The sequence below is a fragment of the Actinopolymorpha pittospori genome (genome assembly GCF_014873875.1).
GTDB lineage: Bacteria > Actinomycetota > Actinomycetes > Propionibacteriales > Actinopolymorphaceae > Actinopolymorpha > Actinopolymorpha pittospori.
Genome location: NZ_JADBEM010000001.1, coordinates 4,787,291 through 4,810,165, shown reverse-complemented (window position 1 = coordinate 4,810,165; position 22,875 = coordinate 4,787,291). Strand labels below are relative to the sequence as shown.

The following is a 22,875-nucleotide window of genomic DNA, read 5'->3' as shown; positions in this document are numbered from 1 at the left end:
GTCGGTGACCATCCGCAACTGGTCGAGGCGCTAACCGATTTGGTTGCCGATGAGCCAGACCTCGAACTACTCGGGGTCGCCCAGAACGTGGAGGAAGTAATTTCGGTCGCTCGCACCAGTGAGCCGGACGTACTTCTTTTCGACCTGGAAGCGGTTGGCGATGACGACGCGCACCGCACCTACGAAGTTAGTCACCAACTACCGAATGCCCGATTAGTTGCGCTGTCGAGTTACGACGACATCGCTGCTGTACGACGAAGTTTCGACGCCGGATATCACCGTCACGTCAGCAAGATTCTTGGCGGGGCGGATCTGGTGAAGATCCTATTGGAGGAGCATGCTAACCTGGGTTAGTTCTCGTTACCGAGAGGCCACCAAGGGTGGCCGGATCGCAATCCTGTTGGTTCCTGTGATCGCATGCCTGGCGATTGGTCTGGTCGCGGCATTCCTGCCGGGCGGCGGAAACCCCGCTGGTAAGGGGATCTCCGCCGACGTGGGTAGTGCCGCCGGCGACGCTGTCAAGACGAACGACAAGCTCATCCAGCCACCCCTGCACACCTCCGGCTCCGACCTGATCGACTCGGCCGGCAAGAAGGTGAACCTCACTGGTGTCAACTGGTTCGGTTTCGAGACCAACACGTACGCGCCGCACGGCCTGTGGGCACGTAACTGGAAGAGCATGCTTGACCAGATCAAGTCCACCGGGTTCAACACGATCCGGCTCCCGTACTCGAACCAGCTCTTCGATCAGGCCAGCAAGCCCAACGGGATCAACTACCACCTGAACCCGGACCTCAAGGGCCTCACCAGCATGCAGCTGATGGACAAGATCGTCCGTGGCGCGACCGACCGCGGCATCATGGTCCTGCTCGACCGGCACCGTCCGGACTCCCAGGCCCAAAGTGAGCTCTGGTACACCAGTACGGTCAGTGAGCAGCGTTGGATCGACGACTGGACGATGCTCGCCAAGCACTTCAAGGATGACCCGCTGGTGATCGGCGGCGACCTGCACAACGAGCCTCGCGGCAAGGCCACCTGGGGCAGCGGCGACAAGAGCACCGACTGGCGTCTCGCCGCCGAGCGTGCCGGCGACGCCATCCTGAAGGAGAACCCCAACTGGCTGGTGGTCGTCGAGGGCATCGAGTCCTACAAGAACGACTACTACTGGTGGGGCGGGAACCTGATGGGTGCGCACGACAACCCCGTGCGTCTGTCGGTGAGCGACAAGCTCGTCTACTCCCCGCACGACTACGGTCCGGGCGTCTACCAGCAGTCCTGGTTCCAGGCTCCGAACTACCCGAACAACCTCGAGTCCGTGTGGAACAAGCACTGGGCCTACCTCAAGCACGACAACACCGCACCGTTGCTGCTGGGTGAGTTCGGCGGGAAGTCCGTGAGTCCTTCGACCGTCGAGGGTAAGTGGCAGCACGCCACGGTGGCCTTCGCGAAGAAGAACAGCCTGAACTACACCTACTGGTCGTGGAACGCCAACTCCGGTGACACCGGCGGCGTTCTGAACAACGACTGGAAGACGGTCAACAAGGCGAAGGTCGCCATGCTCAAGCAGTACCAGGCCCCGTTCGCCGAGCCGACCAAGAAGAGCGGCGCCAGCGACGAGAGCAAGGCCGACAAGAGCTAGCCTGGAGGTCGACCAGACCACCACCCAACCGCACAGCAACGAGCCCCGGATTCCACAGGTCCGGGGCTTGTTGCTGTCCGCGGCGCGGCGCGGTCGCGGACGACCTCACGGCCACAGCCCGGTCGGCACCCTGGCCCGGATCTGGGTGCCCTCACCGGGAGCGCTGGCGAGATCGAGCACGCCGCCGACCTCGGTGATCCGCTCCCGCATCGACCGGAGTCCGAGGTGTCCCGGGAAGGACGCGCTCGGGTCGAAGCCGTCCCCGTCGTCGGCGATCTCCAGGGCGAGTGCGGTAGGACTGGTCTCGAGGCGCACGACGATCCGGCGAGCCTGGGCGTGCTTCGCGGTGTTCTGCAACGCTTCCTGCGCGGTCCGGTACAACGCCTGCTTCACCTTGAACGCCCCCGCGGGTTCGGGTCCGAGCTCGGCATGGGTGTCCACGCCGTGCCGGGCGCGGAACGCCGCCAGCTGCTTGTGGAGCGCGGCGACCAGCCCTTCCTCGGCGAGCGCCTGCGGTCGCAGCTCGAAGATCAGCGCGCGCATGTCGGCCAGGCCGGCCTCGGCCAGCGCCAGGACGTAGCCAAGCGGCTGGTCGACCTGCTCCTCCGGCTCCTCGCCGAGGGACTCTCTGGCCGTCCGCGCGCCCAGGGCGATGCCGTACAGGGCCTGGGAGACCGAGTCGTGCAGCTCACGCGCGAGCCGCTGCCGTTCCTCCTGGGCCGCCTTCTCCTGCGCCGAGGCGACGAGATGGGAGCTGTCCACGGCCATCGCCGCCTTGCCGGCCACCACGGACAGGTAGGCGAGCTCGAGCTTGCTGGGGTATCGACCGGGTGGGCAGTGGCAGCACAGCACGCCCAGCACGACGCTTCGCGACATCAGCGGAACGCACACCAAGGACGCCGCAAGCCCGGACGTCTCGGACCCCTCGGACCAGCGCGGCGAACGGCGGCCCGAGCCCGGCAGGTCACCGGGAAGGACGTGCTGGTGAACGATCGGAGCTCTCGACGCGATCGCCGCATGGGCGACGTTCGGACCCGATCCGGTCATTCCGGCCTCGATCAGCTCGCGCGGACCGTCACCGGCGACCCTCCGCAAGGACAGGTTGTCGTCGAGCAGGTAGATCGCGCAGGCGAGCGCCTCGGTGCCGGAGAGGACACCGGTGGTCAACGCCTCCAGCGTCCGCGGCAGTGGCTCGGTGTCCGGCTGACCGAGGACTGCCGCGAGCAACTCCAGGTCGGCGCCCGCGCGGTCGTGCTCCACCGCCATGCCCACCTGGGCCGCGAACAGGCCGACCGTGCGCGCGTCGTCGGTACCGAAGTGACGGCCTTCGGCGTCGGCGACCTCGATGACACCGCCGGGACGGTCGTATCCGGGCACGGGGACCAGCAGGACCGACCCGAGCCCGGGCCCCGAGAGGGACGTCTCACGCCAGCGCGGATCCTGCCCGTCAGCGCTCATCACCGGGGCCTGGCTACGGACGACCTCGCCCTCCGGCGTGTCGTCCACGGGGACGTGACTGCCGGGCAGGTCCGGCCTGACCCGGCCGTCGGCCGCGCGGACCAGCAGGGTCTCGTTCGGCTCCAGGGTCATCACCGTGCACGCCGAGGCGCCGAGCACCTGTCGCACCCCCCGCGCGACGAGACCGAGGACGCCGTCGCGGTCCACGCCGTCGTGCAAGGCCGCGTTGACATCGGCCACGGCCCGCGACTGGGCCGCCTGACGAGCTCCCGGCGCGTCGGCGGTGTCGTGGAACGTGCCGCGGCTGGTCACGCCTGCGCCAACTCGTGGGTGGAGACCAGTCCGGTCTGCACGGCGTACAGCGCCGCCTGCGTCCGGCTCTGCACGTCGAGCTTGCGCAGGATGCTGCTGACGTAGGTCTTCACGGTCTGCTGACCGATCGACAGTTCCCGGGCGACCTCCTTGTTCGACCGCCCGCGAGCCAGCAGGATCAACACCTCGACCTCGCGCCGGGTCAGTGGGCCCGGGCTGTTGGTCACTCGCATGTCCCGGACCAGCCTGGCGGCCGCCGCGGGCGACAGGTGCACCTGGCCGGACGCCGCCGCCCGGACCGCCTTGCGCAGGCCGTCGGCGTCGGTGTCCTTCAGGAGGTAGCCGATCGCGCCGGCCCGCAGCGCGTCGACCACGAGGTGGTCCTCGAGGAAGCTGGTGAGCGCAACGACCTCCACGTCCGGAAGCTCACGCCGGATGGCCGCGATGGCGCTGATGCCGTCCATGACGGGCATCAGCAGGTCCATCAGCACGACGTCGGGTGTGAGCTGGTGGGCGAGTTCCACCGCCTCACGTCCGTTTCGCGCCTCGCCGACCACTTCGACACCGTCGTCCAGCTTGAGGAACATCATGAGCCCCTGCCGGACCACGGCATGGTCCTCGGCAATCAACAGGCGGACAGTCATTGGCCCCCTCCCGCGCCGTACCGACCGGTCGGCCGTACTTCACGCCGTACGGGTCGCGGGGGCGAATTTCCCGCTCAGGTAGTCCCCCATCTCGCCCGCGTTCTAGATCAACAGCGTACGACGAGGCCCGAGGGGGTTTCGCGGGTTCAGCCCAGGAAGTCGCGACCTCAGGCGAGCGGCCGGCTGCGTACCGCGACCATGTCCCCACCCTGTCAGGGCCGGCTTGCAGAAGTGCGGCTGGCCCCCACCACCGAATGCCCGCTCGGATCCTCTTTGACGTGGTTCCTGCCCGACTGGTGCCGACTCCGCCGGCGAAGCCCCCGCGAGGTAGGGGGCGGGGACTCCCCCGAAGGAGGGGAGCGATCACGGATGCGAGGGGGAGGCGCGGCGGCACCCCGTCAACGGAGGATTGCGGTGGACGAACGAAGCGATCCGTCTATGGGGGGCGGCGCCGCATGTGCGCCTACGCGCAAAAGCTATCGCGTACGTACCAACGATGTTGGCGACGCTCGATCAGGCTCCTGCTGGACCGCCGGGTTTGGCGGTTTTCATTGGTGGGCCTGATCGGGGTGGCTCTCAACACGTTGGCGCTCCATCTGCTGCACGGGATGGCGCGGGTTCCGCTGGTGTTCGCCTCGGCCACGGCGGCCGAGATCGCCATCGCCAACAACTACGTGCTCAACGAGATCTGGACCTTCGGCTCCCGCCGGGTGTCCTTCCTCCGATTCGCCAAGTTCAACGGCACCGCGCTGGTCGCCCTGGCCGTGAATGTCGCGGTCGTCTGGGCTCTGGCGAGTTCCGGGGTTTTCTATCTGGTGGGGAACCTGTTCGGCATCGCCGCCGCGATGAGCATCAATCTCGCCGTCAGTGCGACATGGATATGGGGTGGCAAGAAGGATGGAGTCGTTCATCTTCGGGGGTCTGGTGGTGATCTCGCTGCTGTTGACCATCCAGGCGGCGCACACCTTGTACCTGATGATCTACACCTGGGACCAGCCGGACGTCGACGGACGGACGAAGGCTCCGGACCACTTCGCGGCTCCGGCCCTTTCGTTCACCGCCCTCCTGCCGGCTCGCCACGAGCAGGAGGTCATCGCGAGGACGATCGACCGGATCGTGCACAGTAACTACCCCCCACATCTTCTGCAGGTGCTGGTCATCTGCTCCGCGGACGACACGGGGACCATCGCCCGCGTACGGGACAAGCTCGAGGACCTGCGCTACGAGGGCATCAACAACGCCGACCTCGTGGTCTTCGACGACCAGCCTGTCAACAAGCCACACGGGCTGAACTGCGGACTGCGACGTGCCCAGGGCGACGTGGTGACGATCTTCGACGCCGAGGACGAGATGCACCCGGACATCCTGCGGGTGGTCAACACCGTGATGGTGGGCGAGCGGGTCAACATCGTCCAGGCCGGCGTCCAGCTGATGAACTACACCACGAACTGGTACTCCACCTTCAACGTCCTCGAGTACTTCTTCTGGTTCAAGAGCCGGCTGCACCACCACGCCAAGCACGGATCGATCCCGCTCGGGGGCAACACCTGCTTCTTCAACCGCAAGCTGCTCCTGCATCTTGACGGCTGGGACGAGACGAACCTCACCGAGGACGCCGAGATTGGGCTGCGCATGTGTGCGATGGGTGAGCGGATCCGGGTGATCTACGACGACCGGTACGTCACCAAGGAGGAGACGCCGCCGACGCTCACGAGCTTCATCAAGCAGCGCACCCGCTGGAACCAGGGGTTCATGCAGACGCTCGGGAAGGGCAGCTGGAAACAGATGCCGACGCGGCGGCAGCGTTGGCTGGCCTGCTACACCCTCGCCTTCCCGTACGCGCAGGCGGTCTTCGGTATCTACACGCCGATGGCCCTGCTGATGATGGTCGTGCTGCACGCACCGGTCACGGTCGCGCTGGTGTCGTTCCTGCCGGTGCTGTTGCTGATCGCCCACTTCCTGACCGCCGTCGTCGGACTGCACGAGTTCACCGAGGCGCACGGGATGAAGCCCAGCCCGGGCATCGCCGTGAAGATGGCCTTCACCTGGGTTCCGTACCAGCTCGTGATGGCGTACGCGGCCATCCGGGCCCTGCGCCGGCAGATGGCCGGACAACGGAACTGGGAGAAGACCGAGCACGTCGGTGCGCACCGCCCGACCGTGTCGGCCCCGAAGTCCGCCGTGACCGCAGAGAAGGCGATGCGAAGTGGCTGAGGTGACGACGAAGGCACCGCTGTCGGAGCGGCTGCGCACACGATCGAACATTCTGCTGATCGTGTCGCTGATCAGCGGTGCGGCGACCCACGGATACCACGTGTTCAAGTATCCGCTGTACATCACCGACGAGGGCATCTACGTCCAGCAGGCCTGGGCGGTGCTCCGGGAGGGCTCGCTCTCGCCATACACCTACTTCTACGACCACGCCCCGTTCGGCTGGCTGGTGATGGCGGCCTGGGCGAACATCCTGCCTGGGCAGTTCGAGGCGTTCGGCAACCCCATCAACACGGTGCGCGCGCTGATGGTCGTGGCACACGTGATCAGTACGGGCCTGCTGTTCGCGATCGTCCGGCGGTTCTGCGGCAGTTCGGCCGGCGCGTTCCTCGCCTGCTTCATCTTCAACTTCTCCCCGCTGGCGGTCTACTACCAGCGCCAGGTCCTGCTGGACAACCTGATGGTCGTGTGGCTGCTGCTGGCGGTGTATCTCGTCGCCCGTAACAGCGACCGGGTGGTCACGGCGATCGGGTCGGGACTCGCGTTCGGCCTGGCGCTGGTCACCAAGGAGAACGCGGTGTTCTTCGTGCCGGCCGTCGCCTACATGGCGCACCGGTACTCGACGGGCCCGAGCCGGAGGTTCCAGACCAGCTTCTGGTGGTTCGGGCTCACCATCCCGGTGGCCTTCTACGTGCTCTTCGCACAGCTACGCAACGAGCTGTTGCCGAGCGGTCTGAACTTCGACCTCAACGCTCCGCAGCGGAACCACGTGTCGCTGCTCTACACGATCTGGTGGCAGTCCAACCGAACCGGCGTGTCCGGACGGGAGTTGTTCATCCGGCTGCTGGAGAACTCCTGGATGTCACGCGACCCCCTGATCCTCATCGGCGGAGTGATCGCGGTCGGCATCGTCTTGATGTTGTGGTGGAACGACCGGTCGCGAACCGGCTACCTGATCGCCGCGCTGATGGCGCTCGGCTACGGCATCTACATGGCCCGCGGGAGCGTGCTGCTCGACTTCTACATCGTGCCGCTGTTGCCGGTGCTCGCGATGAACGTCGGCCTGGTCTACGGCACCATGGCGAAGCTGGTTCCGCGGACCCTGCAGGTCGCGGTGACCACCGCGATCGTCGGTGCGGCCCTGGTGGTTCCCGGCGCGTACTTCCTCGCCTACAACACCCAGAACGAGGTTCAGGTTCATGACCTCTACCACCTGCAGGTGACGCCGCTGCAGGTGCAACAGATCGATTGGGTGCGGGAGAACATTCCAGCGAACTCCAGAATCATCATCGACGACGACATCTGGACGTCGCTGCACGACCAGAAGCCGTATTTCCCACGCGCCCACTCACACTTCAAGGCGGCATCTGACCCTGCCGTCCGCGACAAACTGTTCCGGAAGAACTGGCAGAACATCGACTACGTCGTGATGTCCAACAAGATGCGCCAGGCGATGGAGCGCAACAACACCGCCGGAGCGGAGGAATGGATGCTCCAGGCAATCGATCAGCACAGCGAGCGTGTATGGGACCTGAACAGAGGAAACATCCATCTCTCGGTTTACCGGATCGTGAACTAGCCACGCCGCCCCGCGCGGGCGCTGAGGTTGGCAGGGAGTGAACGATGAACATGTCGAAGTGGAGCTGGAAACAGGTCCTGATCGTGACGGTCGTCGCGTTGGCTCTGATCTCGGTGGGGCGGTCCGTGCTCCCAGGCGGTGGAGGCAAGGGCAGTGTCGACCTCACAGGCCGTGGGGGCCCGGGCTCGAACTCCTCCTCTTCGGAGAAGGGAGCGCAGGTCGAGGTACCCGAGGTCAAGAAACCGACGAAGATCGTCCAGTTCAACGGGCGAAAGGTGCCCGTCGGCGCCGGACCGGTAGCCATCCTCAACCCGGCGCTCGCGAAGCCGGGCGGACAGGTCGGTGTCAACGCGTCCGGCTTCGACAAGGGCGCCCGGGTCCGGGTCCTGCTCTCGACCGGGAAGAAGAAGACGGCGAGGGTCGTGGCGACGGCCAAGGTAAACCGCGACGGAGTGATCAACGCCAACTTCACCTACCCGGTCGGCGTGGCCAACTCCGCGGGGCGGCAGACGGTCACGGTGGTCCAGGACGGCAGCACGTCCAAGGTCGCCAAGGCCGACCTCAGCGCCCAGTCCGGTGTCGGTCTGGTGACGTTGAGCGATGAGGTCGGGCAGCCCGGTACGCCGCTGACGATCGACGCCGAGGGGTTCTCGCCCAACGAGGCGATCAAGGTCTACTGGGGCCGGATCACCGGCACGCCGACGACGACGCTGCGCGCCGACTCGGCAGGCAAGATCCAGCACGCCTCGCTGCGGGTCGGTGTCGGTGCGATCGGGGACAACACGATCATCCTGATCGGCACGAAGAGCAAGACGACCGCGATGGCACCGTTCCAGCTGCTCCGGCAGTACCCCATGGTGCTGACGAAGCCGTTCGCCGCGCGGGGGAACAGCACGATCAAAATCGTCGGCCGTGGCTTCGCCCCGAACGAGCGGGTGCTCGGGTACTTCGGCAAGGCCACCGGCACACCGGTGATGACGATGCGCGCGAGCGAACAGGGGACCATCGGCGGCGTGGCGTTCAAGGTGCCCTACGGTCTCTTCGGCCGCTACTCGCTGATCTTCGTCGGCGAGCAGAGCCGGGCCTCGACCAAGGCGGGCTTCGCGGCGATGCCCTTCAACCCGACCGTGCGGACCAGCACCTGGGGCGGCCTGCCCGGGACGATGCTCAACTTCTACGCGAAGGGCTTCGCCCCCAACGAGGCCGTGCACGTCTACGTCCAGGATGAGCTGGTGGCGGCGTTCCGCGTCAACTCCGCCGGGTCGGCGCTCGCGGCCGGCACCTACACCATTCCCGCCGACGCCTACGGGAAGGTGGTGTTCAAGCTCAGGGGTGCGAAAAGCAAGGGCGTCGGAACGGCGACCGTCACGGTGGACAAGTCGGAAGGCAAGGTGCATCTACCACCACAGAAGAAGTACAAACTTCCTCCGGATCTGAAGAACTAAGCCGTGCGCAGAGGGGGTGCGTCGGCATGACCGACGTCTTCGGACCCAACACACGCGGTGTTCTTCACCTGATCTCCCACCTCAACCGCCTCGACGGGGCGCAGATCGACACCGTGGTCGCGAGGTGGAGGCAGCAGTCGGGCCAGGTCCGGGCGCGAGCCTGGAACGCCATCGGAGCGGCGACGACATCCACGGAGCGCCGCGCGGTCCTCGACGCCGCCGTGCAGGCCCGCCGGGACGCCATGGATGTCGCCCGCCGCCACGACCGCAGCGACTGGGCGTTCTGGGCAGCCGCGTGGGACGCGGCCGCCGCGGTCGCCGCCGGCGACCGGCTCGACGAGCGCCACCACCGGCTGCTCGTCGAGCCGATCTCGGCCGCACTACCGTGGGTAACCGGGCGGCTGTCCGAGGAGGTGGGCAGCTCGGGCCTGCAAGCCGCGATCGCAGAGTACGGAGGGCGCGATGACTGACGCGACGATCCGTGTCGTGATCGCCGACGACGACCGCGCGCTCCGTGACGCCCTGGCCGACCTCATCGCGAGCCAGCCACACCTGGAGCTGGCCGGCCAGGCGGTCAGCCACCCGGACGCGGTACGCCTCGCTCTGCGTGACCATCCGCACGTCGTGGTGCTCGACGTGCGGATGCCCGGCGGCACCGCGCCGGCCACCATCCGGGCGATCCAGGACGGCAGCCCCAACACCGCCGTCCTCGTCCTGTCCGCCTACGAGGATCCGGGCAGCGCGGTCGACGTCCTGGCCGCCGGCGCCACCGGCTACCTCGTCAAGGGCATTCCGGACGGGGAGATCCTGGACGCCATCGTCCGGGCCGCGCGGGGGCAGCTCAGCATCTCGGTCGCGCTGGCGCGGGACTGCATCCAGGTGCTGCGCCGCAACCTGGAGAACGAGCGGCGGACCGGCGCGACAACCCTGCAGAACGCCAACACGCTCCGCCAGTTGTTGGACCGGGTGGGCGCGGCCGCGGTCCTCGTGGGCCCGGACGGGACGATCGAGACCGTCAACGCCCGCGTGCAACAGCTGTTCGGCTACCGCCGGATGGAGCTCGTCGGCGAGCCGATCACGCGGCTCGTCCCGGCGTCTCGCTACGGCGAACCCGCGGACGAGCTGATCCATCGGCTGCTCAGCCGGGAGGCCGACGAGGACCAGCCCGAGGCGCACTTCACGGCGTCCGGACGGCGGAAGGACGGAAGCACCTTCCCCGTCGAGGTGTCCGCCAGCCCGATGTCGCACGGGCAACGGGGAGTCGCGGTCTTCCTACGGGACATCAGCGACCTCAGCCTCGCCGAGGCCCGCTTCCAGCAGCTGTTCGAGTCGTCGCCGGACGCCACGGTCATCGTCGACAGCAGCGGCGTGATCCGGCTGGTCAACGGGGCGGCGGAGCAGATCTTCGGGTTCCCGCGCGAGGATCTGCTCGACCAGTCGGTCGACACGCTGCTGCCCGACCATCCGGTCACGATCTACCGACGCGAGAGCGACGAGGTTCCGGAGGCTCCCGGTGCTCCCACCCCTGAGGGCATGGAACTCACCGGCCGGAGACGCGACGGCACCGACTTCCCGGTGGACGTGAGCATCGGCTGGATCCGGACCGAGGAGGGACCGCGGGTCATCCTCTCGATCCGCGACATGACCGAGTCCGTCGGTTCACGCGCGGTCCTCGAACGCAGCGTCGAGGCGCTCCGGGCCGCCGGCCAGGAGCGTCGGCACGTTCTGGTCGACCTGGTGGGCGCCCAGGAGCGGGAACGGCTCCGGATCGCCGCCGGCATCCACGACGACAGCCTGCAGGTCATCACCGCGGCGGCCCTGCGACTGCAACAACTGCGACGCAGGCTACGAGACCCCGACGACCTGCGGGTCCTGGACAAGCTGGAGGAAACCGTCCGGCTCGCCGCGGATCGGCTCCGCCGGATGATCTTCGACTTCCGCCCACCGGCGTTGGAGAACGAGGGCCTGGTCGCGGCCGTGAACGTCTACATCGAACAGTTGCGGGCGGACACACGCCTCGTGTCGTACCTGGACAACCAGCTGGAGGAGGAGCCCCCGCCGGAGGCGCGCGTACTCATCTACCGGATCACCCAGGAGGCGTTGATGAACGTACGCAAACACGCGCAGGCGACGGATCTGCGGGTGCGGTTCAGCGGGGTCGACGACGGGGTGCTGGTGGAGATCAACGACAACGGTGTGGGCTACAACCCGCTCGAGGCCGAGGCCAGAGCGGGGCATCTCGGACTAACCCTCATGCGCGACCGGGCGGAGATCGCCGGCGGGTGGTGCCGAGTGGAAAGTGCCCCCGGAGCCGGGACTACCGTGGAGTTCTGGGTCCCGCGCGAGGCGGGCCTGACCGGAGGGAATCAGTGAGCACAGAGCCGGGCTCCGGCACGATCCGGGTTCTCGTCGTCGAGGACCACGCGGTGGTGGCGGAAGGGCTGAGCGCACTCCTCAACGAACATCCAGACCTCGAGGTACAGGGCTGGGCGGCCACGGTCGCGGACGCGGTCCGCGCCGCGGGCGAGCAGCAGATCGACGTCGCGGTGCTCGACTTCTGGCTGCCCGACGGCAACGGCGTCGACGTGGCCGCCGGAATCCGCGAGATCCAACCAGAGGTCGCCGTGGTGTTCGTCAGTGCCGACGACAGTGACCAGGCGATGATCGCGGCCATCGAGGCCGGTGCCTCCGGCTACCTCATCAAGACGGCCACCGGCCAGGAGATCGTCGAGGCCGTCGTCCGGGCGGCGGCCGGCGAGATGCTCATCCCGGCGTCGAGGCTGCACGAGCTGCTGTCCAGGAGCCGGGAGGTCACCCGCCAACGCTCCGACCGCGCACAGGCGCTGGAGAGTCTGACCACGCGCGAACGCGAGATCCTCGACATGATGTCGAAGGGGCTGGACAACCGGGAGATCTCCTCCCGGTTGAACATCGCTTATCCGACTGTCCGCAGCCATGTCCGGAAGGTCCTGGAAAAGCTCGGCGCCCGGTCGAAGCTGGAGGCCGTGGTCAAGGCCGCGGCGGCCGCCGACACCGACTCCAGCGACACCAGCCCTCCGACCGAGGACTGAGGTTCGCGCACCGCTCTGGCACCACTCCCCCACGCCAGCCGAGCTCTCCCGCGCGAGGCGGCCTAGGCGAACAGGTCGGGAATCTCCTGCCGGGCGTACCACAGCAGTTCGTGTCCCAATGCCTCGTCGACGGTGAACTCCGCGTCGTCCTCGCCCGCGTCGGCCTTGCCGACGACGTCGGCGGCGGCGGCCACGACCTGCGCGGCCTCGGGTTCGTCGACGTGCACGGCGGCCACCTTGTCCATCGGCAGCGCGGCCTGGACCACGACGACGGAGCGGCCGACGGACGCGTCGGGGAGGACCAGACCATCGGGTGCGTCGGCGGCCACCACGACCCGGCGGCGCGGAGCGTTGGTGTCGAAGGACAGGTGCCGCAGGGACTCCCGGGACGCATCGGAGGTGGCGGCGTACTCGAGCTCCTCCTGGTCGCCCTCGGCGTACCACTCACGCAACGACGGCGTGACCGCGTACGCGAGGAGCGGCGGCGGACCGAAGCCGCCCTGTGCGACCGCACTCGCCAACTCGGTCAGTGTGATCCCGAGATATACCCGCATTCCGTGCCCTTCGTCGCATGAGCGGCTGTCGGGTCCTGTCTGATCAGAACCTAGCCACGACCCCGCCGGCGACTTTCGGACACCCCGGCATGGCGCGGCACGGCCTGATGATTCCGGACGGCGCGGTTACCTCCGTGACCGACCCGCTTGCGACGCATCCCCCGCATCGTGGCGCGACTGGTCCGCAGCGAGGTCTCGAGGACTTCGAGCCGACGGTGTTCGTCCATCGGGTTGGTGCCGAGCGCCACGAGGTCCTCGCCCGAGGGCGCGATCACCGTGACCTTGGTGCCGTCGGCCCGCAACTGCTCGACCTCGCGGTTGAGCTGGCGCGTCAACGAACGGCGCCAGTGCTGCAGCATCCACAGCGACGGGCTCATCGATTGGGGGGTGGCCATCCACGCGAGCGGCGCGAGGACGTAGACCTCGTCGAGGTGGTGCCCGGCCGCCAGGTCGGCGGAGGCGATCGAGGAGGTGCCACCGTCGACGTAGACGCGACCGTCGATCTCCACCGGCGCGAACCAGCCCGGAATGGCGCAGGACGCGGCGACCGCCACCGCCGGAAGGGACGGAGACCCTGCCCCAGCGTTCAGGCTCACCCGCTGACCGGCGTGGTAGTCCATCGCGACCGCGTGCAGATCGGGACGTTTGGGCCATTGCGGGACGATCGCGTTGATCAGCTCCACGAGGGCGTTCACCGATCCGCGGCCGCGGGGGACGAGGCCCGCGAGCACCACCGGAGCGCTCAGGAGCCGGCGGTCACGCACCACGGCGGCGAGCAGCCGAGCGGAGCCGACACCTGGCCATGGGGCGGGCGGACGGCCGCCCAGGGCGTAGTCGAAGTGGATGTCGGCGAGAATGCTCCCATCGAGCACCTCGCCCCGCTGGTGGGCTCGTTGTTCGTCCGGAGTGACACCCGCGGCCAGAAGCGCGGCCACCACCGAGCCGGCCGATGTGCCGAGGAGGAGATCCACCTTCGTGGCATCCAGGCCGATTTCGTCTTCGAGTGCGCACAGCGCGCCAACCGTCCAGGCCGCTCCCAGGACACCGCCGGCACCGAGTACCAAGCCGCGTCGTGGGCCACTCATGGCGTCCTCCTCACCATTGGCTCAGAGTCCTCATCTCAGTGTGCCCCTCCCCGACGACGCTCGGGCCGCATTGGCGCGGGCTCAACCGTGTCGACCAGCTCAGCCAGGGCATCCGGAACGCACTGCGCGAGAACGTCGAGGTCGGACATCGCGTCACGATCCGCGTTCAAGCCGAAGCACACCGTGCCGTTGTAGGAAGTGAGCCCGATGGCGAGGGCCTGCCCCTTCGCGAGCGGAACGACCGGATAGGTCTCCACCATCGGGTTACCCGCGACGTAGAGCGGGCTCTGGGGACCTGGGACATTCGTGACCACCAGGTTGAAGATACGCCGGGACAGCGAGCTCGCGACCCGGGCGCCCATGGCGTGCAGAGTGGGCGGCGCGAATCCCGCCATGCCCGCGAGCGCGCGGGCGCGGACCGCACGGCCGGTTTCCTGGTGGGCTTTCATGGCGTAGGACACCTGATGGAGCCGCATGGCCGGACTGCCCTCGCCGACTGGAAGGTCCACGATGTACTCGGCGACCCGGCTCTCCCCCTCGCCGGTCAGGACGCTCACCGGGACCAGTGCCCGCACCGACGTGGTCGCGGTTACCCGCGCTCCCCGCGTGAACAGCCAGGCGCGCAGGGCCCCGGCGATCGTCGCGAGGACGACGTCGTTCACGTCACCTCCGTGGCGCGCCCGCACCTCGCGGTAGTCCTCCAGCGAGGTGACGACGGTGGCGAACCTGCGCTGGGCCCCGATCGGCACGTTGAGCGGGCTGCCGGGCGCCGGCCAGGCGGCGGTGCTGAGGGCCGTCACGAGGCTGCCGGTGGCGGTGCCCACGGCGCGGACGAGCCGGCCGCCGGCCAGCGGCAGGTCGGCGACGGTCCGGCGGGCCGCGTCGACCAGGTAGCTCGGTCGGGACACCGCCGAGGCGACCGCGCCCGCGAGCAGTTCGAGGGAGGTCGGCTCCGGTGCCGGCACCCAGTTGTCCGCCGGCGCCTCCGGCGGCTTCGGCGACGGGTCGAGCACCACCTGGCCGATGTCGACGGCGGAGATGCCGTCGATGACGGCCTGGTGGGTCTTGGACACCAGGGCGAAGCGGTTACCTTCCAGACCCTCGACGAGGTACATCTCCCACAGCGGCCGCTCGCGGTCCAACGGTCGGCTCATCAGGCGGGCCACCAACTCGCGCAACTGGTCGGGCGTCCCCGGCCGCGGCACCGCGGACCGGCGTACGTGGTAGGTGATGTCGAAGTCCTCGTCGTCCACCCAGACCGGGCTGGCGAGGTTGCCCGGCACCCAGCGGATGCGCTGGCGGTAGCGGGGGACGTAGGCCAGGCGTTCGCGGACGAGCGTGAGCAGCGCGTCGAACCCGAATCCTCCGTCGGGCGTCTCGAAGACACCGACGCTGCCCACGTGCATCGGGGTCGTCGGCTCCTCCAGGTAGAGGAACGAAAGGTCCAGCGCGTTCAGCCGGTCCGGCATGGGCCCACCTCCGCATAGTGAAACGCCCTTCATCGTGACACGTGGCCGGGCCCGAGACCCGGGCACTCGCCGGGGCAGTCGTCGAAGGCGGGAAGGACTCCGCGTACCGTAATCGCTCCGACACTTCGTACATTCCCCGCGGAGGTCCGTCCCTCATGCCCGCCTCCAGCCGTCGTGCCCTCTCGGTCGCCGTCGGTTCCATCCTGCTCACCGCCGGCCTGCTCGCCGGCTGTGCGAGCGGAGACGGGACCGGCCCCGGCACCGACCGCGCGGACGCCACCGCGACCGGGACAACGGGGCCGGCGAGCCCTGGACCGGCCGACACACCAACCGGGTCCCCGGACGCCGAGGAGAGCGCCGCGTCACCGGCCGCCACGGTGCTCAGCGTGACCATCGCCGACGGAAAGGTGTCCCCGAACGCCGAGCGCGCCGTCGTCCCGCGCGGCAGCACGGTCCGGATCCAGGTCACCAGTGACGCCGCCGACGCCATCCACGTGCACGGGTACGACAAGGAGGTCGAGGTCAGCGCCGGAACCCCGGCCAGCCTGGAGTTCGTCGCCGACACCACCGGCCGCTTCGAGATCGAGACCCACGAGACCGACAAGTTGGTCTACGAACTCGTCGTCCAGCCGTGAGCGTCCGCGCGTCCGCCGCTACCACCGGAGTCACGCCGCCAACGGACGTGGTCGTTCTCGCGCACGGTATCGGCGGGCGCGGCGACCTGCCGGTGCCGTTCTCCCTGGCCCTGGTGGGCGCCGTCGTCGCGCTCCTCGTGTCCTTCGCGATCCTCGCCTGGGCCTGGCGGACGCCGCACCTCAAGGACCAGGAGCGCGGCGTCGCGTTGCCCGCGGGTGTGACCCGCGTCGTGGACGCGAGGGCGACCCGGATCGGGCTGCGGCTGCTCGGCCTGGCCGCCACGGCGTACGTGCTGGTGAGCGCCGTCCTCGGCCCCGACCTGCTGGTCAACCCCACGTTCGGCGTCGTCTACGTGTTGTTCTGGGTCGGGATGCCGCTGGTCTCGGCGGTCCTCGGGCCGATCTGGCCGCTGCTCAACCCGCTGCGCACCCTGCACCTCCTGCTCACCAGAGCGCTACGAACCCGACCCGAGGAAGGGCTGCTTCCACTTCCTCCGGGGCTTGGGTACTGGCCCGCCGCGCTCGGGCTGTTCGCCTTCGTCTGGCTGGAGCTCGTCGCGCCCGAGAACACCACCCTGCCCATCATCCGGGTGTGGTTCGCGGTGTACGCCGTCGTCATGCTGATGGGGGCGCTGGTCTACGGGTCCAGGTTCTTCGACCGCGGCGATCCGTTCGAGGTCTACTCCCAGGTCTTCGGGCACCTGTCCCCCCTCGCCCGGCGCCCGTCCGACGGCCGGCTGGTCCTGCGTAGCCCACTCCGGCACCTGGCGAGCTTGCGACCCGGACCGGGCTTCGTCGCCGTCGTCGCCGTCCTGCTCGGATCTACCGCGTTCGACGGCTTCTCCCAGAGCGTCGGCTGGGTCGGCTTCGTGCAGGGCTCCGGACTGCCCGAGGTGCTCCTCGGGACGGCGGCCCTGACCGGCTTCGTCCTCGTGGTCGCGGGCTCGTTCACCCTCGCCTCGGTGCTCTCCGGCGGCCTCGCGGGCGGGCCCGGTACCCGAGAACTACCGCGTCGTCTCGCGGCCTCCGTCGTGCCGATCGTGCTGGGTTACCTGATCGCCCACTACTTCACGCTGCTGGTGCTGGAGGGGCAGAACACGTTCATCCTGCTGTCGGATCCGCTCGCCAACGGCGCCAACCTGCTCGGCCTGTCCGGCCGCGCGGTCGACCCGTGGATCGCCGACTCGCCACCGGCTGTCGCGGCGATCAAGGCCGGCGCCGTCGTCCTCGGGCACGTCATCGGAGTGGTCGCCGCGCACGACCGTGCCGTCGCGCTCTTCCCCCGGCGTACGGCGCTGCTCGGGCAACTGCCCCTGCTGGTCGTGATGGTCGGCTACACCCTCGGTGGACTCACCCTGCTGTTCGCCACCTAGCGTCTGCTCCGTACGCGACCCCAGTGGACAGCGAACAGACCTAGGGTTCCTGGTCGAGGCGTGCGCGAACCCGACCTTCCCGCGGCGTACGTGCCTGCGTGAGCTGGCCGGCGAGGTAACGCAGCTTGTCGGGGGTGACCACGCTCCTGATCTGGCTGATCTGGCTGCCCGCGATCTCGACCACGCTCACCCCGACCAGGGCACCGCTGGGAGCCGTCGCCACGAGTGAGGTCTGGCCGTTGATCTCCAACGGCCGCACCGCCACGGCACCCACCCGGGCGTATCCCCCGCTGATGTAGCGCGCGACCTGGGCTCGGCCCAGGATCGGCCGAAGCGCCGCGGGAACCCGACCTCCGCCGTCGATCCAGGCGACGACGTCCACGGCGAGCAACTGCTCCAGCCGGGCCAGGTCGCCGATGCGGGCCGCGGCGAGAAAGCGTTCCAGCAACCGCCGGCGTTCGGCGCCGCCGACCTCGAGACGCGTGCGGTGACTCCCGAGCCGACCGCGGGCCCGGCTCGCCAGTTGCCGGCAGTTGGGTTCGGACAGGTCCAGGATCCGGGCGATCTCGCGGTAGCTCGCGCCGAGGGCCTCGCGGAGTACGAAGACCGCGCGCTCCATCGGATTGAGGCGTTCCAGCAGCGTCATCGTGGCGAAGGACACGAGGCCCTTCTGTTCGGCGTTCTCCAGCGAGCCCAGCGCGCCCGTCTCGGTGGCGACCGGCTCGGGCAGCCACGGCCCGACGTAGGCGTCCCGGCGCGCGCGGGCCGCCGTCCGCCGGTGCAGGCAGAGCTGGGTGACCGTCTTCCCCAGCCAGTCCCGCGGGGAGTCGCTCTCGGCCGGAGCGGCGTCGTGCCACGCGGCCAGCGCGTCGCGTACGGCCTCCTCGGCCTCGGCGGCGGAGCCGAGCAGCCGGTAGGCGAGTCCGAACAGCCGTGGGCGCTCGGCCTGGAGAATCTGCGCACCCCGCTCAGGCCCGCCGCTCGTCGCGCCCACGGGCGTGCCTCAGCGCTTCTTCGCCCGCCGTCGCTGCTTGGGCAGCGCGATCCCCATCAGCTCGGCGGCCAGCGAACGAAGCGGCGCCCGCGCCGCCGACTTGGGTGCGACCTCGGCGAGGGTGCGCCCCTGCGCGAGCGCCGTGTCGAACGACGCACGGTCGTAGGGAACGCACACCACGGAGTCGATACCGACGTAGCGCCGCAGGGCGTCGCGGATCTGGCCCTCCGCGTCACCGCCGACCGGTCCCTTGCGGACCCCGTTGACGATCACCCGGATGACGGCGCCCGGCACGACGTCGCGCAACTCCTCGATGCCCCGGATCAGCCGCTGCAGACCGACCGGATCGGCCGCACCGACCGCGACGACGGTGTTGGCGAGCTCGATCGTGGTGAGCGTCGCGCCGTTACGGCGGGGCGCCGCCGTGTCGAAGGAGATCTCCTCGTCCTGTTCGAGGCAGAAGCCGCAGTCGACGACGATCGCCGCCGCGAGCTGCCGGGACAGCTCCCACACCTGCTCCAGGGCCGTCGCCCGAAGCTCCGGCCATCGGTCGGCGCGCTGGATCCCGGTCAGGACGCGCAGCCGCGGGAGCACCTCGCGGGCGTGCCGGGCCAGTGCCGGCAGGTCGAGGCTGCCGTTGTTGGCGGACCGGCAGGCGGCCGCGAGCCCGGGCGCCTCGTCGAGCAGGCCGAGTGCCTGCGCCACCACCCCGCCGTAGACGTCGGCGTCGGCGAGCAGCGTGGGTACGCCGAACAGCGAGAGCTCGGCGGCCAGTGTCACCGCGACCGAGGTCCGGCCGGGCGCCCCGGTGGGGCCCCAGACGGCCACCATCTGTCCGGTGCCGGTGGTGGTCTCGAAAGCCGGGACGTCCTGGGCCGGCGGCAGCGTCGGCATGCTGCCACGCGGGTTGGACATCGCGAACTCGGTGATCGGCGTCGGGCCAGCGACCTGCGCGAGCTCCACCGCCTCCGCAACCGCGCCGGCGAGCACGTCGGCGGGCGCGTCGGCCGGCACCACCTGGGTGATGCCGAGCCGGCGGAGCCGGTCCTCTCCGGCGAGATCGCCCGGCGTCACCACACCGACGACGGCCACCCCGCCGGCCATCAGTCGGCCCACCGCGTCACGGTCCAGCCGGCGCAGGTCGGCCGACAGCAGGACCGCCCGTGCCTGGCCCGACTGCGCCGTGGCGAGGACGTCGGGAAGGTCGACACAACGACGTACGACGTCGAGCCCGAGCGGGCTGCGTTCCAGCGCGGAGACCAGGTCGGACTCCCACTGGGCCCCGGTGACCGCGGTCAGGACGGGAAGGCTCACGGCGTCACCTCACCTCCGGCGCGACGTGCTTGATGATGACGGCCTTGCCGTTGGTGACGTCACCGACCAACTGCTCCAGGGTGAACCCCTTGGTCACCTGGTCGAGAGCCACCCGGATCGTGGCGCTCGCGTCGCCGCCGCTGCTGAGGCCGCCCCCGGTGGGAAGGTCGACGACGATGACGTTGCTGGCCGCGAGAATGCCGCGCGAGGGACGGAACTTGTTGTCGTTGGCGGGAACGACGTAGACGTCGACGCGGTCGCCTCGGCGGATCGACTTCGGCATGTCCGAAGCGGCGATCGGAATGGGCGCGTCACGCAACTGCTCGTCGGCCTTGGCCGTCCAGGAGTCACGCGGAAGGAACTCACCCGGGCCGACCGCGCGCACCATCCGGGCGCCGTCCGGGATCTTCGCCGAGGCCGAGACGTAGCGGTTGGCGTCCTCCTGGCTGGTGAACCGGACGCTGCGCGCCACGAGCATGCTCTGCGTGAGGGTCGCGCTCGGCGCCAGAGTCGTGTCGTCCTTGAGCGCCCAGACCTCGGCGGTCTTGTCGGACTGCGCGATGACCCGTGCCCCGAGGGCCATCGAGGCGAGCACCAGCAGGATGCCGAGGAAGAGTTTGGGGTCGAGCCACCGGGGCCGCGACTGCCGCGTGGCCTTGGGCGACGGCGCGTCCGACAAGGTCTCTCCTCCGGGTTCTGGGGGTCAACACGGGTCACGGAATACGTCACAAGATGTCGGACACAGTACGACACCAATGGTTACGGGCGCCCAGTCCACCTCCTGAAGATTTGCGGACTGTGGATAACCCCACGTCGCGGGTGGCCTGATCCGGGCGGCTGGACCATGGACGCCCAGGGAAATGATCGGTTGGGCCCGAACCGGGGTACCGGAGGGTGGGGCAAACCGGTTGGAACGGCTCCACGGACCTGTGGACAAGCAAACGCAACCGCAAGCAAACGCGTGGCAGACTTGCGAAGCACCCACGCCCGGAAGGAGATCCCATTGCCTGGCATGCCAAGGTTCCTGCAGCTGGCCGATGTTGCCGAAGTCCTCAACATCTCCGCCGCGCAGGCCTATGCCTTGGTACGCAGCGGTGAGCTCCCGGCGATCAAGATCGGTGGACGCGGCCAGTGGCGGGTCGAGGCGACCGCCCTGGAGACCTACATCGAGCGGATGTACTCCGAGACCCGCGACTTCATCTCCACCCATCCCTACGGCAAGGCCGAGGAGTTCTAGGGCGAGTCCGCCCCGGGTTCCAACATGTGGGGTCGGTAGCGACGGCTCAGGACCGGCGTACGAACGCGACACCCGCGAACGGCACCGTCCGCACGCTGCGGATGTCACGCGCCCGACGGATCTCCGCCGGCCCGTGCTCGGCCATCTCGAAGAAGTCCGCACCCACCCGGTCGATCGTTCCGGTGACCACCGTGGCGTCCCGCAGCGCGACCGCCACTGTCGCGCGGTCGCGGGCGATCCCCCGCAACGCGTAGGCGAGGGTCAGCTTCGCGGCGACCTTTCCCTCACTTCCGGGGGCAGCTGTGATGCCGCCCAGCCCGGTGATGCCGGTGAGGGCGTCCAGAGGCAGTAGCACCTCGAAGCGGAAGTCCTCCGCGACGAGCAGCCAGTCGGCCCCCACGCCCGCGACGCGTCCGGCGACCTTGGCCCCGCCGAGGGTGAAGACGGTGACCGGATGGCCGAGCGTGGCACGGAGCCGGTCGACCAGGCGGAACAACGCGATCTCGCGGCGGGTGCGGTCGGCGACCTCGGACGCGAGTTCGGCCGCCTCGAGCTCTTCCATCTGGGCGTCGAGGTCGGCGAAGAGATTTTCCCAGCGCACCCGCCACACGGTACTTCCCTGACGCGGTCTCCCTCACGCCGGAGGCCGCGGCGTGACTGACACGCCCGCGACGGCCCCGGCCTAGCGCAGCGAAGGTTGTCGTGGACAGCCGGAAGCAAATGGAGGCAAACGCACGATTCGGCGACTTGTCGGTCTCAAAACGGCTCTGATCGGGTGCTCACGAGGGCTCCGGAACCGGCTGCGAGGACTCACGGACGGCACCGCGGGACTGGACCCGGCTCGTCACCAAACGTTCAGCCCGCCCCCACATCCGGACGAACGCGCAGGTCACGGAGCTCAGGACACGATCACGGAGCGGTCTCAGTAGCGGCCACCGCCCACAGATGAGTTGACAGTTCAGCCAACGTCAGAGTATGAAAGCAAATGGAAGCAAACGAACGTTTTGGAGGCCAACCCATGAGGATCATCCGCCGAGTGGTCTCACCCATCGGTGTGCTCCTCGCATTCGTGGTCGGCGCCTGGGCCCTCCAGTGGCTCACCGCCGGCAGCTGGACGGCCGTACGCGACGACAATCCGACGTTCGACGCGCTCCTGATCTTCTTCGTCGCCGTGCTCGCGTGGGCCTGCTTCGCCTGGCTGGCGCTCGGCACCGTGCTCATGGCGTTGTCCGTCATCCCGGGCGCCGTCGGTGCGGCCTGTGGCGCGATGGCCGAGCGGTTGACGCCCGCCGTCTATCGCCGGGCGGCCCGCTTCGCCCTCGGGCTCTCGGTCGCGGCCGGTCCCGTCCTCGGCACACTCCCCGCCCACGCGGCGACGGTCGACCAGCCGACTCAGGCGACGGCGGCCTCCGCGCAGTTGCTGCCGAGCCTCGACCGTCCGGGGAGCATCGACAGCCAACTGCCCGGCGGCATCCAGCTCCCCGATCTCGATCGGCCCGGTGGCAACGACGTACTCGGCGGCCAGCTCCCGATGCCCGACCGTCCGACCTCCGACCGTCCGGCCGCCGACCGGGCCGGGCTTCCCAACCCCGAACGCCCGGTGACCAAGGATCCGATCACCCGCCCATCGACGCGCGACACCGAGTCCCACCAGCAGATCGTCGTGAAGCGCGGCGACAACCTGTGGGACATCGCCAGGCAGCACCTCCCCGAGGGAGCGAGCAACGCCGACATCAACCACGAATGGCACCGGTGGTACGACGCCAACCGGCAGGTCATCGGAGACAACCCCGACCTGATCCTGCCTGGTCAGATTCTCACTCCACCGCAGTCCTGACCGTGCTCCACGACCACG

General features: G+C 69.0%; 21 protein-coding genes and 1 pseudogene. 13 read left to right on the top strand and 9 right to left on the bottom strand.

The genetic code is table 11. The features are described from left to right. The first annotated feature begins 39 nt into the window (after positions 1 to 39). Complete coding sequence (locus HEB94_RS54665; protein ID WP_420481537.1) at positions 40 to 354, top strand: response regulator; 315 nt, start codon at positions 40 to 42, stop codon at positions 352 to 354. A 55-nt stretch (positions 355 to 409) separates the two neighbouring features. Further along, on the top strand, positions 410 to 1,639 hold the full coding sequence (locus tag HEB94_RS22620) for a glycoside hydrolase family 5 protein (RefSeq protein WP_337917918.1): 1,230 nt from the start codon (positions 410 to 412) through the stop codon (positions 1,637 to 1,639). Between the two features lie 105 nt (positions 1,640 to 1,744). Here the strand turns inward: HEB94_RS22620 and HEB94_RS22615 are convergent, their stop codons facing one another. Both HEB94_RS22615 and HEB94_RS22610 read right to left on the bottom strand, forming a co-directional pair. After that, positions 1,745 to 3,409, bottom strand: coding sequence for a GAF domain-containing protein (locus HEB94_RS22615; protein ID WP_192751746.1), 1,665 nt, complete (start codon positions 3,407 to 3,409; stop codon positions 1,745 to 1,747). Beyond that, entirely contained in the window at positions 3,406 to 4,053 is a 648-nt protein-coding gene (locus HEB94_RS22610; RefSeq protein ID WP_192751745.1) for a response regulator, read from the bottom strand. The genes HEB94_RS22615 and HEB94_RS22610 overlap by 4 nt, the downstream gene beginning before the upstream one ends. A gap of 254 nt (positions 4,054 to 4,307) precedes the next feature. On the opposite strand from HEB94_RS22610, the pseudogene HEB94_RS54660 reads away from it, so the two are divergent. The 7 genes and pseudogenes from HEB94_RS54660 to HEB94_RS22575 all read left to right on the top strand — a co-directional run. Further along, positions 4,308 to 4,877, top strand: a pseudogene (locus tag HEB94_RS54660) (GtrA family protein); the annotation flags it as partial. Positions 4,878 to 4,950: 73 nt separating this feature from the next. Then, entirely contained in the window at positions 4,951 to 6,267 is a 1,317-nt protein-coding gene (locus HEB94_RS22600) for a glycosyltransferase (protein ID WP_192751744.1), read from the top strand. After that, a complete protein-coding gene (locus HEB94_RS22595) occupies positions 6,260 to 7,843 on the top strand; it encodes an ArnT family glycosyltransferase (protein ID WP_337917917.1) in 1,584 nt (527 codons plus the stop codon). The genes HEB94_RS22600 and HEB94_RS22595 overlap by 8 nt, the downstream gene beginning before the upstream one ends. Positions 7,844 to 7,887: 44 nt before the next feature. Continuing rightward, positions 7,888 to 9,288: a hypothetical protein gene (locus HEB94_RS22590; RefSeq protein WP_192751743.1), complete on the top strand. Its 1,401-nt coding sequence runs from the start codon at positions 7,888 to 7,890 to the stop codon at positions 9,286 to 9,288. A 26-nt stretch (positions 9,289 to 9,314) separates the two neighbouring features. After that, entirely contained in the window at positions 9,315 to 9,758 is a 444-nt protein-coding gene (locus tag HEB94_RS22585; protein WP_192751742.1) for a hypothetical protein, read from the top strand. Further along, positions 9,751 to 11,661, top strand: coding sequence for a PAS domain S-box protein (locus HEB94_RS22580; RefSeq protein WP_192751741.1), 1,911 nt, complete (start codon positions 9,751 to 9,753; stop codon positions 11,659 to 11,661). The genes HEB94_RS22585 and HEB94_RS22580 overlap by 8 nt, the downstream gene beginning before the upstream one ends. Further along, positions 11,658 to 12,359: a response regulator transcription factor gene (locus HEB94_RS22575; RefSeq protein WP_337917916.1), complete on the top strand. Its 702-nt coding sequence runs from the start codon at positions 11,658 to 11,660 to the stop codon at positions 12,357 to 12,359. Before HEB94_RS22580 ends, HEB94_RS22575 begins: the two co-directional genes overlap by 4 nt. A gap of 62 nt (positions 12,360 to 12,421) precedes the next feature. Here the strand turns inward: HEB94_RS22575 and HEB94_RS22570 are convergent, their stop codons facing one another. From HEB94_RS22570 to HEB94_RS22560, 3 genes are read right to left on the bottom strand one after another with little or no spacing between them, the layout of a single operon-like run. Continuing rightward, positions 12,422 to 12,913 (bottom strand): DUF6912 family protein, encoded by a 492-nt coding sequence (locus HEB94_RS22570; RefSeq protein ID WP_192751739.1) that lies wholly within the window; start codon positions 12,911 to 12,913, stop codon positions 12,422 to 12,424. A gap of 50 nt (positions 12,914 to 12,963) precedes the next feature. After that, positions 12,964 to 13,998: a patatin-like phospholipase family protein gene (locus HEB94_RS22565; protein ID WP_192751738.1), complete on the bottom strand. Its 1,035-nt coding sequence runs from the start codon at positions 13,996 to 13,998 to the stop codon at positions 12,964 to 12,966. Positions 13,999 to 14,033: 35 nt separating this feature from the next. After that, the gene (locus HEB94_RS22560) at positions 14,034 to 15,467 is read right to left on the bottom strand and encodes a WS/DGAT/MGAT family O-acyltransferase (RefSeq protein WP_192751737.1); all 1,434 of its coding nucleotides are present in this window, start codon (positions 15,465 to 15,467) and stop codon (positions 14,034 to 14,036) included. Between the two features lie 155 nt (positions 15,468 to 15,622). On the opposite strand from HEB94_RS22560, the gene HEB94_RS22555 reads away from it, so the two are divergent. Beyond that, positions 15,623 to 16,102 carry a hypothetical protein gene (locus tag HEB94_RS22555; RefSeq protein ID WP_192751736.1) on the top strand — a complete coding sequence of 160 codons (480 nt, stop codon included), beginning with the start codon at positions 15,623 to 15,625 and terminating at the stop codon, positions 16,100 to 16,102. Beyond that, a complete protein-coding gene (locus tag HEB94_RS22550; RefSeq protein WP_337917915.1) occupies positions 16,099 to 17,475 on the top strand; it encodes a hypothetical protein in 1,377 nt (458 codons plus the stop codon). Before HEB94_RS22555 ends, HEB94_RS22550 begins: the two co-directional genes overlap by 4 nt. Positions 17,476 to 17,515: 40 nt before the next feature. Here HEB94_RS22550 and HEB94_RS53670 read toward each other — a convergent pair whose 3' ends face one another. The 3 genes from HEB94_RS53670 to HEB94_RS22535 are packed head-to-tail and all read right to left on the bottom strand — an operon-like array spanning position 17,516 to position 20,462. Next, positions 17,516 to 18,469 carry a sigma factor-like helix-turn-helix DNA-binding protein gene (locus HEB94_RS53670; protein ID WP_337917914.1) on the bottom strand — a complete coding sequence of 318 codons (954 nt, stop codon included), beginning with the start codon at positions 18,467 to 18,469 and terminating at the stop codon, positions 17,516 to 17,518. A 9-nt stretch (positions 18,470 to 18,478) separates the two neighbouring features. Beyond that, positions 18,479 to 19,783: a CpaE/TadZ family protein gene (locus HEB94_RS22540; protein ID WP_192751735.1), complete on the bottom strand. Its 1,305-nt coding sequence runs from the start codon at positions 19,781 to 19,783 to the stop codon at positions 18,479 to 18,481. 4 nt (positions 19,784 to 19,787) lie between these two features. Further along, positions 19,788 to 20,462, bottom strand: a complete 675-nt coding sequence (locus HEB94_RS22535) for a hypothetical protein (protein WP_192751734.1) — start codon at positions 20,460 to 20,462, stop codon at positions 19,788 to 19,790. 333 nt (positions 20,463 to 20,795) lie between these two features. Between HEB94_RS22535 and HEB94_RS22530 the strand changes: the two genes are divergently transcribed. Beyond that, positions 20,796 to 21,020 (top strand): helix-turn-helix domain-containing protein, encoded by a 225-nt coding sequence (locus tag HEB94_RS22530; RefSeq protein ID WP_420481536.1) that lies wholly within the window; start codon positions 20,796 to 20,798, stop codon positions 21,018 to 21,020. Positions 21,021 to 21,066: 46 nt separating this feature from the next. Here the strand turns inward: HEB94_RS22530 and HEB94_RS22525 are convergent, their stop codons facing one another. Continuing rightward, a complete protein-coding gene (locus HEB94_RS22525; protein WP_192751732.1) occupies positions 21,067 to 21,621 on the bottom strand; it encodes a hypothetical protein in 555 nt (184 codons plus the stop codon). 417 nt (positions 21,622 to 22,038) lie between these two features. On the opposite strand from HEB94_RS22525, the gene HEB94_RS22520 reads away from it, so the two are divergent. Next, positions 22,039 to 22,857 carry a LysM peptidoglycan-binding domain-containing protein gene (locus HEB94_RS22520; RefSeq protein ID WP_192751731.1) on the top strand — a complete coding sequence of 273 codons (819 nt, stop codon included), beginning with the start codon at positions 22,039 to 22,041 and terminating at the stop codon, positions 22,855 to 22,857. The last annotated feature ends 18 nt before the right edge of the window (positions 22,858 to 22,875 follow it).